The organism is Anabaenopsis tanganyikae CS-531 (assembly GCF_029891675.1).
GTDB lineage: Bacteria > Cyanobacteriota > Cyanobacteriia > Cyanobacteriales > Nostocaceae > Anabaenopsis > Anabaenopsis arnoldii.
On record NZ_JANQDF010000017.1, the window covers coordinates 1 to 17,975 of the forward strand.

Consider the following 17,975-nt stretch of genomic DNA (forward strand, 5'->3'; position numbering starts at 1 on the left):
AATCAAGCATAATTTGCTGTCTAATTATTTAATACAGCAACTCAAACGCCCAAGTATTCCTATGTGCTTGGTTTAATTGAAATTGTCCCGTGGCGCGGCTCCCTCCGCTCCCTATTTGTGCCAGTTGCGTAAGTCCTGTTAGCTCCAGGAGCATCTACCACCTACATCACAACTACTCGTTTTGGCTCCGGTGAACCTGAACAATTAGATATTACTCCCCCATCGGGTGGCGTTAGTGCTTTACCTCCAAGAACTGTAGGCAATAGTATCAATGTCACATGGGGAGCAACGGATCGCAGTGGTATTAGAAACTATGATGTATTTGTATCCGTTGATGGCGGTGTGTTTACTCCATGGTTAACCAATGTAACTATAAATAACGCCATTTATACTGGTGAAACAGGTAAGACCTACACTTTTTATAGTTTAGCCACTGATAACCTAGGCAATAGACAGGTTGCTGCTACTGCCCTAAGAACTTCCACTCAAATTATTAACCCCATACCAGGTACTTTAAGTTTCAGCGCCCCTCAATTTACTGTTAATGAAGATGGAACACCGGTTACTACCGTCACTGTGACTCGCACAGGGGGAAGTGATGGGGTGGTAAGTGCCACTATTAACTTCAAAGATGGCACGGCTAAAGCGCCCAATGATTATAACAACACTACCATTACCGTTAATTTTGCTGATGGGCAAACCATTAAAGCTGTTAATATTCCCATTGTCAATGACAATATCTCAGAACTTGACGAGACAATCCAGTTAAGCCTCACTACCCCCACCGGCGGCGCAACTATTGGCAAGCAAAACACCGCTCCCCTCACTATTATTGATGATGATGGTCTTGCCATATCAGGATTTCCCCGTGGGGCTATAGGTAGTAATCAAGGGCAAACTACCATTATCATAGTAGGTCAAAAGTTCTCCCCCACCGATAAAGTCAGCCTAGTGGCTACCGATGGCAGTGAAAAAGAAGCTACTAAAGTTTATTGGGTGAATGATAATGAGACTTGGGCAACCTTTGATTTACAGGGCTTAACCCCTGGCAGATATAATGTGGAAATTAGCGATGGTGTGAAAACAGCCGCCGCTAATAGTGCTTTCACCGTTACTAATAATCTACCCGGTAATCTTCGGGTGCAGTTGAGTTATCCATCCTCTGGTGTGGCTATTGTCACCTATACCAATGTGGGACAAACAGATGTTATTGCACCCCTGCTAAGAATAGTACCCACTAATGCCCAAGTTAATTACCCAGAAGACAATACTGTCAGTGCTACCCTACGCCAACTCCTGAATTTAAGTTTAGCCACTGGTGGCAATGGACCGGTAGGAATTTTAACCCCAGGACAAACAGAACAATTTTCCTTTACCTATACTCCCAGTGGTAACGGTTTGATTTCCTTCACAGTGGAACAAGTACAGCCTGATGAAATCATTAATTGGGCTAGTATTAAGGCAGAATCCCGCGCTGATTATAGTTTTATTAATGATGCCGCTTGGGATGCCATTTGGAGTAATTTAACCGCTGTTTTTGGTACAACTGCGGGACAGTTTCAAGCTGTAATGGCAGAAAATGCTAATTATTTAAGTCAACTTGGACAACCCACTAATAATTTAAACCGGTTATTTGCCTTTGAGTGGATACAAGCAGTCAACACTCTCACTAACGTGAGTTTAATCAGTAGCACCGATGTAGTAGATGCTGCCCCTGGACTATCTTTAACCTTTAATCGTACCTTCTATCAATCCATTGCTGAACGCTACAATTTAGGAGCTTTAGGACGGGGTTGGGCGAGTGAGTGGGATTTACGCGCTACAACTGACAATCAAGGTAATGTGGTTATCCGCAGTGTGGGAGACTTACAGCGGGCTTTTGAGCAACAAACAGACGGTAGTTATACAGAAGCCGGTGGCGCTGTGGTAACTATTGTTAATGGTGAATATCGGTTAAGGGAAGTTAATGGTATTGTTTCGCTGTTTAATAGGGATGGTCAACTTAGTTATGTAGAAGACCCTAACGGTAATCGTATCACCCTGGAATATGCTGATAATCGACTGACTCAATTAGTTCATACCAATGGGGATACATTGACCTTAGATTACAATCCCCAAGGACGTATTAGCCAGATTACCGATTCCACTGGGCAAGTTACCAATTACACTTATGATACCACTGGGGAAGCCCTGCTATCTGTCACCAGTGATCAGGGAACCATCGCCTATACTTACGATACCAGCGATGTAGCGGGGAAAAAGTATTCTCTGTTGTCAGTCACATCCGAACTGGGCTATCAGCGTAACTTTGAATACGATAACCAAGGTCGTTTAATTAGAGAATACACCAATGAAGAGGGGCTAAGTCTGACCTACAGCTATGATAGTGTTGGTGGTGTCACCATTACTGATAGTACAGGCACATCCCAAACTATCCTTTTAGATGACCGAGGTAATGGCGCACAAATTCGGGGGGTTAATAATCAAAATCTCCTATTTCGCTATGATGCCGATGGTAATTTGATTAGTGCTACTCTGCCTAATGGTGGTCAGTCTAGTTATAGTTACGACAGTACAGGCAATTTAAGCAGACAGACAAATTTACTCAATCAAAACGTTAATTTTACCTACGATAGCACCTTTAATCAACTCACAGGGTTTACAGACCCCAGAGGTAACAGTGTTAATTATACCTACGATGACAGGGGGAATCTGACTCTAATCACATACCCTGATGGCAGTAGGGAACAGTTTATTATTGACGATTTGGGTAATCTTACCAGTTTTGTCAACCGTCGAGGTAATGGGATTCAATATACCTATAATCAAGACGGGCTACTGACGGCAAAACAATACCCTGATGGTTCTGGGGTTAGCTATATCTATGATACCAGGGGTAATCTTACAACTGTCACCGATGCCACAGGTAGCATTACCATGGAGTATGATGGTGCTGACCAAGTTACAAAAGTTACATACCCCACAGGACGGACATTAAGCTACACCTACAATGCCGATGGTCAAAGGACTAGATTAGTTTCCCAGGATGGGTATACGGTAAATTATGGCTATGACAACCTGGGACGGTTAAAAACTTTAACCGATGTTACGGGACAAGGCATTATTAGCTATGACTATGATATTCTGGGGCGTTTAATTAAAGAAACTAACGGCAATGGCACCTATACCACCTATGAGTATAACCAAGAAAGTCAATTAAGCCGTTTAATCAACTACAAAGCTGATAACGCCGTAAATTCTAGGTTTGAGTATAGCTATGATAATTTAGGGCGGCGTATCACCATGACCACCCTAGAGGGAATTTTCCAGTATGGTTATGATGCCGTTGGACAGTTAACCTCTGTGGTGACACCGGATAATCGTACTATCAACTATACCTATGATGGGGCAGGTAATCGGATTGCGGTAACAGATAGTGGGATAACCACAGGTTACAGCAGTAATAATCTCAATCAGTATACTCGTGTTGGTAATGCTGTCTACACCTATGATCGGGATGGAAATTTAATTCAAAAGAATGAAGGGGGACAGACTACCACCTACACCTATGATGTGGAAAATCGGTTAGTGGAGGTGGAGACGGCTGATGGTAGTAGGTGGGAATATGAATATGATGGTTTAGGAAACCGGGTTGCTACTATTATCAATGGTCAACGCACGGAATATTTACTTGACCCGGCGGGGTTAGGGGATATTGTGGGGGAATATGATGGTAATGGTAATTTGGTTACTGTTTATCATCATGGCATCGGTTTAGTGAGTCGGGTGAGTGATAGTAATAGTTACTATTATGATGCCGATGCTTTGGGTTCAACCATAGGGTTAACGACTAATGATGGGAGTTATGTTAACCGTTACAGTTATTTGCCTTTTGGGGAAGATTTAACCAAAGTTGAAGGCGTTGCTAACCCCTTTGAATATGTCGGTCAATGGGGTGTCATGGATGAGGGTAATGGACTCGATTTCATGCGAGCAAGGTTTTATGATAGTGGTTTGGGCAGGTTTACAGCTGTTGATCCGATTGGATTGAATGCGGGAGATGCGAATTTTTATAGATACGTTTTCAATAATCCAGTTAGTTATACCGACCCTTCTGGACTTTTAGCCCCTGTTCCACTCATTGCTGCTGGCGCCGTGCTGGGAGGAATTTCCAATGCAGGTATATATGCAGTTAGTTCAACAATAGCAGGAAATTTTACTCTTAGTGGTTTAGCGGGTGCTGGTATATCAGGGGCGGCTTTTGGTGCTGGAGCGACTCTAATCGCGGCGAGTGGAGCAACCGGTTTAGTGGCAAACAGTTTATCTGTAGGTTTAGGAGGGGTAACAGGAGCACTGGGTTATGTCATTGAGAATGGAACAGGGGTAACTGTTGAAGGACTTGGAAGTGCAATTGCAATTGGGGCTGTTGGCGGCCTCATCCCCAGTGTATCCGGTTTTAAAGGAAAAGGTGTAGCCGGATTTGGGAAGCAGCCGAGTATAACCTTCAATAGAACTGTTAGAGGGTTAAATAGGAGTGGTTTGGCTTTAGGAAAAGGGCTTTCTGCTGGTAATTTATTTAATAATGTAGTCGGTCAATTATTAGGAGAACTTTTAGGAAGACTTAAAGGCGGCACATGGAATGACCCCCACCTAGATACCCTCGACGGTTTAGGCTACGACTTCCAAGCAGTGGGAGAATTTACCCTCGTTAAATCCACCACCGATGAATTGGAAATCCAAACCCGCCAACAACCGTGGGGAAACAGTACCAGCGTTTCTATCAACACCGCCATTGCGATCAAACTCGGCGACCAACGCATCGCCATTTACGCCAACCAAGCAGAACCCCTCCTAATTAACGGTACCACCGTCACCCTTCCCAATAGCGCAGTTTACGCAGTCGGTCAAAACCTCATCACTAGAGAAGGGAATCAATACAGAATTATCACCGCCAATAACGACCTCATCCAGGTAAAACATAATGGGAGCTTCCTAAATATTAACCTTGGTTTAGCAGATAACCGCCAAGGTAAAGTGGTAGGACTCCTGGGTAACTTTAACAATAACCGCAATGATGAATTTAACCTCCGGGATGGTACGGTCATTGGCGGAAGTATCTCTAATGAACAACTTTACGGCGACTATGGCAACAGTTGGCGCATTGTTCAAGGCGAATCCCTCTTTGACTACGCCCCAGGACAAGATACTAATACCTTCACAGACCTAACCTACCCCCGGAATATTGTCACAGCAGCTACCCTCACCCCCGAACAACGGGCCGCCGCTGAACAAATTGCCCGCGATGCCGGAATTACAGATCCAGATATCCTAGAAGATGTCATCCTAGATATTTTTATCACCAATGGCGACCTGCAATTTATCCAAGGTGCTGTTACAGAACAACGACTGACTACGGTCAGCGCTCCCAATACCCTGGTGAATCCCGACGGTTTCGGTACTGAACATTATTTAACCGCCGGAGCAATTATTCCCTATACTATCCGCTTCAGTAATAACGCTGAAGCTGAAACCACACCTGTTGCCCAAGTTACCATCAGCCAACAACTAGACACAGACCTAGACTTTAATACCTTCACCTTAAATAACCTTGGCTTTGGAGATATTACCCTAGTTACCAACGGCGTACAAAATTATAATCAACGCCTCGACCTGCGGGACACTCGCGGTGTGTTTGTCGATGTCAATGCTGGGTTAGATGTAGCCACTGGTATTGTAACTTGGACATTCACCGCCATTGACCCCTTAACTGGCAACCCTGTAGATAATACTACCCAAGGCTTTTTACCTCCTAACGACTCTAACGGAGCCGGACGGGGATTTGTCAGTTACAGCATCCAACCCCTAAGCAATATTACTAATAATACCCGCATCGATGCCCAAGGGAGCATCACCTTTAACAATCAAACTCCCCTCCTCACTAATCCAGTCTTTAACACCTTAGATAGTGACATCCCCGTCAGCCAAGTTAACCCTTTACCAGCCAACAGTAATGAGCCTAACTTTACTGTATCTTGGACGGGTACAGATAACGGTAGTGGCATTGCCTCCTATGATATCTATGTAGCTATAGATAATGGTGACTTTACTATCTGGCAACAGGGCATTACTCAAACATCTGCTATCTATAACGGTGAAGTGGGTCGTACATATGCTTTCTATAGTCTGGCTCAGGATAATTTAGGTTTAACTGAAGTCATCCCCACTCAAGCTGATACCAGCATAACTGTTGATAGGATGGAAGCTTTGCAAGTCAATAACTTTCAGACTAATTCCAGTGGCTTTGTCTTGACATTCAATGATGACGTCAATCTCAGTGTTCTCAACCTTTACACAGGATTAGACTTAGCCAACCCACTCGCCCCAGTTACAGACCTACCAGACCTCACCCTCACCGATAGTGAAGGCAATATTATCAATGGTTCACTCATTTGGGATGAGACTGACAACGCCCTGACTTTCGTTAAAACAGGTGACATTCTAGCACCTGGTAATTACACCCTGACCCTGGAGAGCCGTAGTGATGGTTTCGTCAGCACGAACGGACGCTTACTTGATGGTAATGAAGATGGTTTCCCAGGTGGTAACTTTGTTCGGGAATTTACCGTCAATAGCCCCACAGTACCAGTCCTCACCTTACCTGACTTTAGCCGCGCCCCTGGTCAAGAAGTAAACATACGTGGGGGTGGTCAATTCAATCCTTTACCCATCCGCATCACCAATCCCGGTGGTGTAGACAACATTAGCTTTACCTTGCAATATGACCCAGACCTGCTGGCTATTACAGGAGCAAATGTAGTCGCATCGGGTTGGAATTTAAATTCTGACTTCAATACACCAGGACAAGCTCAGTTTACCCTCAGCGGACCTGCCCTCAATGCTAGTACCGACTTAATCACCTTGAATGCTCAACTTCAGCAGACAGCAACCTACGGTGCTAAAGGTGTACTGCAAATACTTCCCGGTGCGGGCTTAGTAGGAGACAGTGCAGTACAGCTGGTAGCATTAGTGGGAGATACGACCAAAACAGAAGGCTATCTTTCTACAGATGCGGCCTTAATTTCTCGGGTAAATGTGGGACTTGATTCAGGATTTAGAGCTTTCCCTGTGACTGATCCCCTGATTATAGGAGACGCTACCAACAACGGAATTATAGATGCGGCCGATGCAACCTCTGTGCGCCGAGCATCCGTGGGTCTACTTAGCCCATTCCTCCCACAATTGGTGGTTTAATCATACCACGAGTATTCAAAGATGCAGATGGGGCAGTGATCGCCGCCCCTGTAACTTGTCTAATTTTCTGACAGCGGTAAAGTTGATAGGGAATACCTATCCGATGGTGCTGTGCAGTGTCTATATTACAAATACTATCCCCAAACAGCCCCAACTGCTGGGGATAACTCTTCCTGATCATTCCCGGGCCAACTATCCATAAATTTATCTGAGATATTCCCAGTGTTGGCATTTGATCAAGTTTCTCCCACAAGGGAGGTGAATGGGGAGATTTTTCTAAAAAACCCACAGTATCAAATTGATTGAAACTGTTGGTATTATTCCTCAGTTTTTCTAATGCTAAAGCAAAACCTAATCCCAATGCCACATCCTGATAATTGCTATATCCTACCACTAGCATGATGGGCGCAGATGGTTCTAAATTCATGTTTTGCGCAACTTGTTCAGGTAGGAACGGCTTTTGAAAGAATAAATTAGAAACTACAAACACACAACTGAGAACCCCCACCAACAAAATTATCAATTTTGACTGGTGATTTTTGCCAATACTAGCTGCCAACAAAGCGCAAAAACTGGGATAATAAACAAAGTTATAGCGGGGAATAGCAGTTATATCTTTACCAAATAAGTAGGCTATAGCAAAAAACTGCATTAACACCACAATCATAAAAGTGGCCAGGGTTAAGATTGATAAATGGGTTGTCTTTTGTAAATAGACAGTTTTTAAACCCTTCCATACTTGCAAACCTACCCAAATGGCAAAAGTTACCATGAAAAAGCCACAGATAACTGTAATTACTAAAGGCTGATTTTCCACAGGTAGAGCAATTACCATTAAAATCCAACTAATTAAGGTGTTATATACTGGGGAGATGTGCATAGTAGCAGGTAACCAGTTGGTGGCTGAACTCTGAAAATGATTCAACATTACCGGCATCCAGGGAATAAAACTAATTACCACCCCAGTAGTTGCTATAATTAAGCTGTTTTTGAATATCGAAGTTTTACACCAATAGATTAATAAGATTAGTGTGATAATTTCAGCAATGAACGCCAAAATAAAAAAGTAGTGAGTATAAAGACCAATAATATTCGCAATTGACCATAAGAGCACAACCCACCATCTCAGGCGTTTATTATCTAAAATATCCCGCTGAATTTCCATTAGTCCCCATAATGCTAAAGTGATGAGGAACATGGGCATGGTATAATGACGTGCTTCTTGGGAAAGGTAAACAGCAAAGGGAGAAACAGCCATGATTAATGCGGCGATGATTCCCGATGCGGGAGAAAAAGCAGTGCGGTTGACAAAATAAATCCCGACAATGGTACCCACGCCAAATAAGGCCGGTAGCGATCGCAATTTTGTTACCCACTCTGAACCCAAGGGAGTCATCCACCCTAACCAGCTGTACATTCCACAAAAAAATAATGGAGGATGGGTAGACTGATGGGTTAGATTTGCAGCAATTTGATCACAAGTAACCCCAGACTGGTAAGTAAAAATTTCTGGGACTCTTTGCAGTGGGAATAAGATATCTAAGGGCAATTGATCATAATTTTTCCCTAAACTGAAAATAGCTGTAATTACCTCGTCCATCCACAGAGGTTTTAAGTCTAAATTCTGAAAGCGTAAGACGGTACTCAGGGCGATGATTGCAGCTAATCCTAGATAATAATTTAGATATGGTTGCCTATTTGTCAAACCTTGATGCAGTTTTTGCAGTTGGGAGATGATCTGATACATAAAACTACTGTGCTTTTTAAATCTCAATTTTTATGTTAAATTCTGAACTTAGTCCTAATTTCTCTGGGGAATTTATTCAGTCTCAGTTACAAGGAAAGATTTGGGGAGTCCGTAACACTCTGCGCCCAGGACAACAGCAAATGGCTGATTGGACTTCAGGACTCCTGGCTGTTTCGGCGGTTCCGGGGGCTGGTAAATCTACTGGTATGGCTGCAGCAGCAGCGATGGCGATCGCTCGTCAGTACCAAGTTTATGCTCAGTCTGGTGTGTTTGACCGTCGTCAGGTTGTAGTTGTAACTTTTACTCGTTCGGCTGCTGCCAATATTAAAACAAAAATTTGCCAATACTTAAAAGATTTATCTCTACCTCAGTCGGGCTTTGCTGTTTATACTTTACATGGTCTAGCTTTGAATATTGCTAGCCGTTACCCTGATTTGTCTGGTTTAGATTTAGATAATGTCACGTTAATTACTCCTAATCAAAGCCACCGGTTTGTACGTAAAGCAGTAGAGCAATGGATTAATAATCATCCGGAACTTTATGTCCGGTTGCTAGAGGGTGAGCAATTTGACGGGGAAGAGACAGAAAAATTACGTCGTCAGTCAGTTTTGCGCACGGAAGTTTTACCAGACTTAGCCACCACCGTCATTCATGAGGCTAAAAGTTCTGGAATCAAACCAGACCAACTCAGAGGGTGGAGTGAAAAAATAACAGATAAATACGTAACTTTACGGATAGCTGCGGGATTGTATGAAGAATATGAGAATCTCATGCGATCGCATGATTTCATTGACTACGATGATATGATCCTGGCGGCGATTCGTGTTCTGGAAAACCATAGCGCCCGTACCATCGAACAAAACCAAGTTTTAGGTGTATTTGAGGATGAAGCCCAAGATTCTAGTCCTTTACAGACGAAGCTGTTAGAGATTTTAGCCGGTGTTGAGGGAGATAATTATTCACCGACTAATCCCTACTCTCCAGGTAACTTAGTGCGTGTTGGTGATCCGAATCAGGCGATTAACTCGACTTTTACCCCGGCAGATCCGATATATTTCCGGGAGTTTTGCCAATTTTGCCATGGCTTGGGCAAACTAGCAAATATGGATCAAGCTGGACGCAGTAACAGAATCATCATTGCTGCTGCCAACTATGCTCTAGAATGGGTAAACGGGTTTTATCAGCGCAAAAATCGGCAATTGCCCTTTAGTGAGCAAAAAATCCGCCCTGTTAATACCGGCGACCCCCAAAAAAATGCTAATCCAGTACCCACAGGAAGGGGATTAGAGCTTTATAAACCGCGGGATATTGATCATACAGTCGAATTACTGTCTCAAAGAGTGGTGGAGTTGTTTGCTGAAAATCCTCACAATATGAGTGCAGCAATTCTGGTGCGAGAAAATCGCCAAGGACGCTGGTTAACACAGAGGCTCGAACCTGTGTGTCAGGATCATAAAATTAAACTTTATGATGTAGGTGAAAGCGATCGCCGTTCTCATGTTCCCAAGGAAGTTTTGGCATTATTGCAATTTTGCCATCGCCCCCATTCTTCTGACTATCTCAAGGCTGCTTTGGAGGTGTTGGTACAACGTCAATTGATTCCTACCCAAGACCTCAACCCTCTAGCTAGTCTACCAGAAGAATTTTTATATCCCAGTCCCTTAGCAGCACCCCGGGTAGAGGCACTACAAAAAGCAGCGCATCTGTGTCGTAGTTTACTTCGCGCTCCTTTGGAATTGCCCTTGTATGATCTGATTTCCTTTGTGGCTTTAACTTTAAACTATGAACAAGCGGAATTGGCAAGTGCTGATAAACTCGCGGAACGGGTAAATCAGCAAGTAACTGACCATAATTCTATGGAAGCAATGCTGGGGGCTTTAAGTGAAATTGTCAATTCTGAACGGTTTGAACCAGTGGAAACCGATGATTTGGAAGGCCGTTATACTCGTCCGGGTCAATTGACCATTATCACTATGCACAAAGCGAAGGGGTTAGATTGGGACTATGTATTTATTCCGTTTCTACATGAAAAGTCAATTCCTGGTAAGTTTTGGGTTGCTCCCAAAAGCCAGTTTTTAGGTAAGTTTACTTTATCGGAAGTTGCCCGCGCCCAAATTCGCACGGCGCTACATGGTAAATCTCATATACCTAATGTGTACCAGGCGTGGGAAGAAGCAGAACATTTAAAAATGTCTGAGGAATACCGTTTACTCTATGTGGCTATGACACGAGCAAAGCGCTTGTTATGGATGTCTGCATCACAACAAGCGCCTTTTTCCTGGAGTAACCCAGAAAATTTACAAGCAGAACCGCCTTGTCCTGTTTTTGTGGCATTACAACGCCAGTTTCCTGAATGTGTAGTAGATTTGCCAGAAGATTTCAGGAAATAGTATATAATTATGGATTGTGTCGAATTAACGTTAGACCATGCCTAAACTCAAGACTCGTAAAGCAGCGGCGAAGCGATTCCGTGCCACTGGTAGCGGTAAAATTGTCCGTCGCAAAGCTTTTAAAAGCCACCTTTTAGAACACAAATCTTCTAACAAAAAGCGTAACCTGTCCAAAACTGCACTGGTACACGAACGGGATGAAGACAATGTGCGGTTGATGCTTCCTTATTTGTAAATTGTTCAGGAAATAAATTATGACAAGGGTAAAACGCGGTAATGTAGCTCGTAAACGCCGCAATAAAATTCTCAAACTAGCTAAGGGGTTTCGTGGTTCTCACTCAACTCTGTTTAGAACCGCTAATCAACAGGTGATGAAGGCGCTACGGAGTGCTTATCGTGATCGCAAAAAGAAAAAGCGCGATTTTCGCCGTCTGTGGATTACCCGCATCAATGCCGCTGCTAGGCAACATGGTTTGAGTTACAGTCAGTTAATGGGCAATCTCAAAAAAGCTGATATTCAACTCAATCGCAAAATGTTGGCACAATTGGCAGTCCTAGATCCTGCTGCATTTGGTAAAGTAGCTGAGTTAGCACTACAGGCTAAAGGATAAGGGTGGTAACGGATGAATAACCGATGTAACAGATGGCTAAAAATTAATCAGTTACATCTGGTATTATCCGCTACTATTGTTTGTATTGTCTGTTTTTACTGGGGATTTATGGCAAATGGGTCTCAAATGCCAGAAATCCAGCGTCGAGGTTATTTGACTATTGCCGTTAAAGATAACTTACGCCCTTTGGGATTTAGAGATGTTGACGGTAATTTACAAGGGTTGGAAATTGACTTGGCAAAGCGTCTGGGGTTTGATTTGTTAGGTAAACCAGATGCTGTCAGGTTACAACCGGTAGCCAACAGCGATCGCTTGTCTGTAGTCTTAAACAAGAAAGTGGATTTAGCCATCGCTAGGGTAACAGCAACGGAATCGCGATCGCGTGTAGTCAGTCTCAGTGTTCCTTACTATTATGACGGCACTTTTGTAGTAACAAAAGATACGTCTGTGAGTAAGTTGGGTGATTTAGCCAACCGCAAAGTGGCGGTAATCAATGACTCCAGCACAATTGCTGACATACGTTACTATGTGCCGAAGGCGGAGTTAGTGGGAGTTAGTTCATATGAGTCGGCGCGGCGGCTGACAGAAAATAATACAGTGGTAGCCTTTGCTGCGGATGCTAGTGTTCTGAGCGGTTGGGTACAAGAATATCCCCAATACAGACTGTTACCGACCAAGCTATCTACAGAACCTTTATCTGTAGTGATGCCCAAGGGATTGCAGTATGATCAGTTAAGAAGACAAGTTAATCAAGCGATCGCCCAATATACAGCAGATGGTTGGCTCAAAGAACGTGTGAACTATTGGGGCTTACCGTAAGTAAAGAAATATTTACCTCATCTTCCCAGTGTCCCATAATAGATACAGAAGTGTGAAATTTTAATATTTGTATTTCCAGACAATGGATCAAAATTTAGTCATTATTTATCTGTCAATTTTCGTCGGTCTGCTTTCATTCGCAGTTGTGAATGTTTTCCGCCAAATTTTCAAAACTCGCAGGCGTGAAAGTGCCTTATCCAGATTACGCAAAAAATTAGAGAACCAAAAGGGTACGGCTCAAGAATATTATGAGTTAGCTAGTATCTATTCGGAAAAAAAGTTATTTTCTCAGGCGGTGGTACTGTTTCAAAAAGCTATTAAAGCTGCTGAGGAGGAAGAAGAAGATATTACCGCCCCTATTTACAACGGCTTAGGCTATGTTTATTTCAGCCAAGAGCAATATGACTTAGCAATTCGTCAGTATAAAGAAGCTCTCAAACATCAACAAGACTATGTAACAGCACTGAATAACCTCGGACACGCCTACGAACGCAAAAAATTAACTGCTCAAGCCCTGGAAATGTATGAGCAAGCATTAAAAATTGCTCCCAATAATACCATTGCCAAGCGCCGGGCTGAATCTTTGCGACGCTTGGTGTCTGTTTGATTAAATAGGGGGTGACAATAATTACTATGTTGATATTCACCCAACGTCAACCGCCTAATCCTGATGCATCTGTCAGTTTCACCCTCCCACTGACTGCGGAAGAACGCACCCGCGTTCGCCATCGTTGGGAAACCGAAGATGGTCAAGTTATATTTACGCGTTTACCCAGAGGGGTAATACTGCAAGATGGTGATATTTTGCAAAGCGAAACCCACAAGGAAAAAGTCAGAATTACTGCTAAACCAGAAACAGTGTTAACTGTTTTGGCACCAACGCCACTTTTATTAATGCGGGCAGTATACCATTTGGGAAATCGCCATGTACCTGTAGAAATTACTTCTAGCTATTTACGCTTATTACCAGATTCAGTTTTACGCACAATGCTAGAACAACTGGGACTAGAAGTTATAGAGGAAACCCTACCATTTCAGCCGGAATTAGGCGCTTATGGACACCATTACTCTCACTGATGCCAATTTCCTATCTATATTACAGTTAGCAAGTCCAGGGTTACCTGTGGGAGCATATAGCTATTCTGAAGGCTTAGAAAGGCTGGTGGAAAATGGCACTGTTTCCAGTCCAACCACCCTGAAACATTGGTTGGATGGGGAACTGCGTTATGGTGCAATTCGGTTAGATGCTGCGGTGATGGTACGTGCTCAGGAATCCGCTAGTATTGGGGATGTATCGGCTTTATGTCGTTGGAATGTGTGGTTATCTGCTGCTAGAGAAACCGCGGAATTGCGCGCTTCTGGTTGGCAAATGGGGCGATCGCTAACTCAGTTGTTGGGTAAATTAGAACCGGATATCATACCTTTAGTGAGTGCTGTGGGTAATCCTGTCAATTATGCGATCGCCTTTGGGATTGCTGTGGCTCATTGGGAGATCAACCATCAAGCTGCTTTACTGGCATATTTACATAGTTGGGCTAGTAATTTAATTACAGGGGGAGTGAAACTCATTCCCCTGGGTCAAACTGCGGGACAAGAATTATTGTTAGAGTTACAACCATTAATCAGCGCCGCTGTGAGGGAAATATTGGCCTTAGAGGATGACGACCTCAGTTGTTGTAGCTGGGGTTTATCCTTAGCTAGTATGCAGCACGAAACCCAGTATACAAGGTTGTTTAGGAGTTAGATACAAAAATAATGAGTGCATTGCGTGTAGGAGTAGCAGGCCCGGTGGGTTCGGGGAAAACCGCCTTAGTCGATGCTTTGTGTAAGACTTTGCGTGAGCAGTATCAGCTGGCGGTAGTCACGAATGATATTTATACCCAAGAAGATGCTCAGTTTTTGGTACGTTCTCAGGCCTTGACTAGCGATCGCATCTTAGGGGTAGAAACTGGAGGTTGTCCCCATACAGCAATTCGGGAAGATGCTTCTATGAATTTGGCTGCTATTGAACAATTAGAAAACCAATTTACTAATTTAGATTTAGTATTTTTAGAAAGTGGCGGTGATAACTTAGCAGCTACCTTTAGTCCAGAACTAGTAGATTTAACAATCTATGTCATCGATGTGGCTGCTGGTGATAAAATTCCCCGCAAGGGTGGACCTGGTATTACTAAATCTGACTTGTTAGTGATTAATAAAATTGACCTTGCGCCCTATGTCGGAGCAGATTTAGATATCATGAAACGAGACACTCAGAAAATGCGCGGTGATAAACCTTTTATTTTCAGCAACCTGAAGACTCAACAAGGGTTAGGAGATGTAATTAAATTTGTAGCTTTACATATCACATAGCATTATGAATCAAAATCAGGTCTCCACGAGATGACCTGTACACAAGCTATTTACAGCCTATTCTAGATAATTTATAAACTTGCAATCTCCAGAGAGGATTGCTATTGTCCTACTGAAGGGGGGAAAGATACTTTTACATCTAAAGTAAACTTTTGAATTTTTTTCACATATTTATTCAGGTTTAAATTCAAAGATGAAAGATACTGAGGAAACTCTATTTTTGCTCCCAGACTTAACACTGTTGTCACCTGACTAAACAAATCTAGTCGGAAGTTTTCTTCTGTTATTGGGTTAGTAAATTCGCTATACCTTCTCAAAGCTAATTTACGAGCATTAATCAAGTTGCTAATATCTTCATCCTCTTGTAACAATTCACCTTCAACGTACCTTTCAGCCTCCTCGATGTTTGGTAAACTTCCCGCCATTTTCCTTGTTCTTGAGCGATAATATTCAATTATTTCCTGAGCGGAAGAATCCCCACTAGTTTTTATGGGAAAATTCCCAAGAAGATTTAATCCTAAGCGGTTTGCTGAACTACTGTGCTTTTGATCAATGATATTTATAGAAACTTTTTTCGCCCCCAGAAGAGTACAGACATGAAGATAGCAGTTATACTTTCTGTCTATTGAATGCTCACGAAGTGCTTCTGCTTGCAAATAATATGGACGCTGAAACCTTTGATGAAGTCTGTTTGAAAGCTCCTTATATTTCTTATTTGGATACTGATACCCATACTTAGTTTGAAGCAGAATATTCCCGACTCTCAAAAGACCCTGCTCCTTCAAAACTTTTAAGAATTCTTGACTATTTTGATCATAAAATTCAATATCATCTCGGACAAAACAAACTCCTCCCATATTCTCAAATGTTTTATTTCCAGGTTCAGGATACTCAAGCCTTTCTCTGTCAAAATTAGATACAACTATGATTATCTCGCGCTCGTCTGGGTTATCAACAGGAACCCTCTCAATACGGTCTTGAATAATCTTTTTTGACATTAAACTTTATCCTGTATTAAGAGAATTAGAAAAATATTATTAATACCAATAATACCACTTAAGAATAAACTGCTTTTAACATCGATAAATGGGGAAATTCCTAATAATAAACCTACTAAAATGGGTATAAAAGAACCCAGAGCAAGCTTTACTATGAGCATAACCTGAGCTTTAATTTTATGTTGATAGTAAATAGACTTTAGCCCTGAGCGTATGATGCGTAACTGTTCTTGTTTAACTGAGCGGTCAACTTCAATTGAAAACTCCTTAACTCTGTCAAAAATATCAAAAACCCAGTCTTCAAAACTATATTCCCAAGATAAACTAGGTTTCCTACCGTAAATACCGATTTTTGCAGGACGACCAGATACATCTAACTGTTCAGTGATTAATTCAACATAAAATTCCGCATTTTTTTTATGTATTATACGTACATTTGATTCATTAACTAACTCGGAACCATGGAGAGCGAGATCATCTATTTTCCGAATTATATCCTGACCTTCTCCCTCAAAAGCTTCAATTCTTCTTGAGTTTTTAAAGATGACAGTTGGAATATCTTTATTAAAATTTTGAACATAAAATGCTAAACAAGCCATTTTAATATCCTATATTAGCTCATTAAAAATACTTAGTACCAATTGGTTACCCAGATTATTGGCAGCCAGACTTCCAACTACGAATCGCACATCATAGAATAGTTTTGTACCTATGATTTCTGATATGATTGTCTTGAATTCTCTAGAATAATCTTCTTTGATTGATTCATCTAAGAAATTAGGAACAAAAAAATCTTCAGTAGCTCTTTCATCAGATACAGGGATGACTATTTTCTGATCTGCGCTCTGGGCGAAATGATTGCCAACAATAATCAACTGTTTTTTACTTTTAAACAGAAAATCATCTTTAGCCCATTCTTGAAAATTACTAAAATCTTGCTTTAAGCAATTTTTAACAGACAACCTAGCCCGATTCATGTCTTCTGTAACGGCTATGTTGTGATTGCGAGCCAAGACTAGATCGCTTCTGAGAAGATAGATAATATAATCCTGTTTTTGAAATACTTCTTTTCGCGTATACGGTCTCGCTTTGTCGCCAGGTGTATCAATAAGTACCTCTATTAATATTGATTTCTGAACACATTTATACTCAAAATTGATCTTCAGCGTTTTCCTCTGTTCTGGTTTGTCAGTAGATCCAGGACTTGGTTCTATTGTCTGGCTGTGAATTAGTTGGAAAAGCACTGACTTACCACCATTATCATGACCCAAAATTCCAATTTTTTTACCTAAAAAAGGAATAAAAAGATCATCAAGCATATTTTTGTCTGTGTCCCATCCCCATTCCATGTTAGAGGTTCTCAAGGTAGACTACAATGATTATTCTTAAAATAATAAAATTTTATGAATTTCTTCAACCATAAGCATTTTACCTCTATACCTACCTAAAGGAAAATAAGCCAAGAAAAAAAACAAAAGCCCCTTCAATAGTAGAAGAGGCTCTTATCTATGGTATTCGTAGAAAAATAAACCTGGCATCGAGCTATTTTTGCGGAGGGCTACCCCTCAACTATCGTGGCCGCTGCAGCGTTTCACCTCTGAGTTCGGGAAGGGATCAGTGTGGTTCCACCGCGCCATAGACACCAGGAAAGAATAGTGGGTCAGATACCCTGAAGACTGCAAGTAACGCGAAAACCAGAGTGATGAGGTCAAGCCCTCGGTCTATTAGTACTCCTTTGCTACATACATTACTGTACTTCCACATAGAGCCTATAAACGGGTGTTCTGCCCGTGACCTTACCTACTTT

General features: G+C 42.1%; 13 protein-coding genes and 2 rRNA genes. 9 read left to right on the forward strand and 6 right to left on the reverse strand.

Annotated features, from left to right (window positions below; translation table 11 throughout):
* Positions 1-342 precede the first annotated feature (342 nt).
* Positions 343-7,251: a Calx-beta domain-containing protein gene (locus NWP22_RS01765; RefSeq protein ID WP_280801454.1), complete on the forward strand. Its 6,909-nt coding sequence runs from the start codon at positions 343-345 to the stop codon at positions 7,249-7,251.
* Here NWP22_RS01765 and NWP22_RS01770 read toward each other — a convergent pair.
* The gene (locus tag NWP22_RS01770) at positions 7,220-8,998 is read right to left on the reverse strand and encodes a glycosyltransferase family 39 protein (protein WP_271733236.1); all 1,779 of its coding nucleotides are present in this window, start codon (positions 8,996-8,998) and stop codon (positions 7,220-7,222) included. The two genes, NWP22_RS01765 and NWP22_RS01770, sit on opposite strands and share 32 nt — an antisense overlap.
* Positions 8,999-9,030: 32 nt before the next feature.
* Between NWP22_RS01770 and NWP22_RS01775 the strand changes: the two genes are divergently transcribed.
* The 8 genes from NWP22_RS01775 to ureG all read left to right on the forward strand — a co-directional run bounded on the left by NWP22_RS01775 (position 9,031) and on the right by ureG (position 15,170).
* Positions 9,031-11,388, forward strand: a complete 2,358-nt coding sequence (locus tag NWP22_RS01775) for an ATP-dependent helicase (protein ID WP_280801455.1) — start codon at positions 9,031-9,033, stop codon at positions 11,386-11,388.
* A 37-nt stretch (positions 11,389-11,425) separates the two neighbouring features.
* Positions 11,426-11,623 (forward strand): 50S ribosomal protein L35, encoded by a 198-nt coding sequence (gene rpmI, locus NWP22_RS01780; protein WP_271733234.1) that lies wholly within the window; start codon positions 11,426-11,428, stop codon positions 11,621-11,623.
* Between the two features lie 19 nt (positions 11,624-11,642).
* On the forward strand, positions 11,643-11,999 hold the full coding sequence (gene rplT / locus NWP22_RS01785) for a 50S ribosomal protein L20 (protein WP_271733233.1): 357 nt from the start codon (positions 11,643-11,645) through the stop codon (positions 11,997-11,999).
* A 12-nt stretch (positions 12,000-12,011) separates the two neighbouring features.
* Positions 12,012-12,818: a transporter substrate-binding domain-containing protein gene (locus tag NWP22_RS01790; RefSeq protein ID WP_271733232.1), complete on the forward strand. Its 807-nt coding sequence runs from the start codon at positions 12,012-12,014 to the stop codon at positions 12,816-12,818.
* An 82-nt stretch (positions 12,819-12,900) separates the two neighbouring features.
* Positions 12,901-13,425, forward strand: coding sequence for a tetratricopeptide repeat protein (locus tag NWP22_RS01795; RefSeq protein WP_280792944.1), 525 nt, complete (start codon positions 12,901-12,903; stop codon positions 13,423-13,425).
* Positions 13,426-13,451: 26 nt separating this feature from the next.
* Positions 13,452-13,895: an urease accessory protein UreE gene (gene ureE / locus NWP22_RS01800; protein WP_271733230.1), complete on the forward strand. Its 444-nt coding sequence runs from the start codon at positions 13,452-13,454 to the stop codon at positions 13,893-13,895.
* The gene (locus NWP22_RS01805) at positions 13,873-14,562 is read left to right on the forward strand and encodes an urease accessory protein UreF (RefSeq protein ID WP_280801456.1); all 690 of its coding nucleotides are present in this window, start codon (positions 13,873-13,875) and stop codon (positions 14,560-14,562) included. Before ureE ends, NWP22_RS01805 begins: the two co-directional genes overlap by 23 nt.
* 11 nt (positions 14,563-14,573) lie before the next feature.
* Positions 14,574-15,170, forward strand: coding sequence for an urease accessory protein UreG (ureG, locus tag NWP22_RS01810; RefSeq protein ID WP_271733228.1), 597 nt, complete (start codon positions 14,574-14,576; stop codon positions 15,168-15,170).
* 101 nt (positions 15,171-15,271) lie between these two features.
* Here the strand turns inward: ureG and NWP22_RS01815 are convergent, their stop codons facing one another.
* The 5 genes from NWP22_RS01815 to NWP22_RS01835 all read right to left on the reverse strand — a co-directional run.
* Positions 15,272-16,168: a hypothetical protein gene (locus tag NWP22_RS01815; protein ID WP_271733227.1), complete on the reverse strand. Its 897-nt coding sequence runs from the start codon at positions 16,166-16,168 to the stop codon at positions 15,272-15,274.
* Positions 16,168-16,767, reverse strand: coding sequence for a hypothetical protein (locus NWP22_RS01820; protein WP_271733226.1), 600 nt, complete (start codon positions 16,765-16,767; stop codon positions 16,168-16,170). The genes NWP22_RS01815 and NWP22_RS01820 overlap by 1 nt, the downstream gene beginning before the upstream one ends.
* Positions 16,768-16,776: 9 nt before the next feature.
* The gene (locus tag NWP22_RS01825) at positions 16,777-17,517 is read right to left on the reverse strand and encodes a GTPase (protein ID WP_271733225.1); all 741 of its coding nucleotides are present in this window, start codon (positions 17,515-17,517) and stop codon (positions 16,777-16,779) included.
* Positions 17,518-17,697: 180 nt separating this feature from the next.
* Positions 17,698-17,815, reverse strand: a 5S ribosomal RNA gene (gene rrf, locus NWP22_RS01830).
* A gap of 57 nt (positions 17,816-17,872) precedes the next feature.
* Positions 17,873-17,975 (reverse strand): 23S ribosomal RNA (locus NWP22_RS01835); the annotation flags it as partial.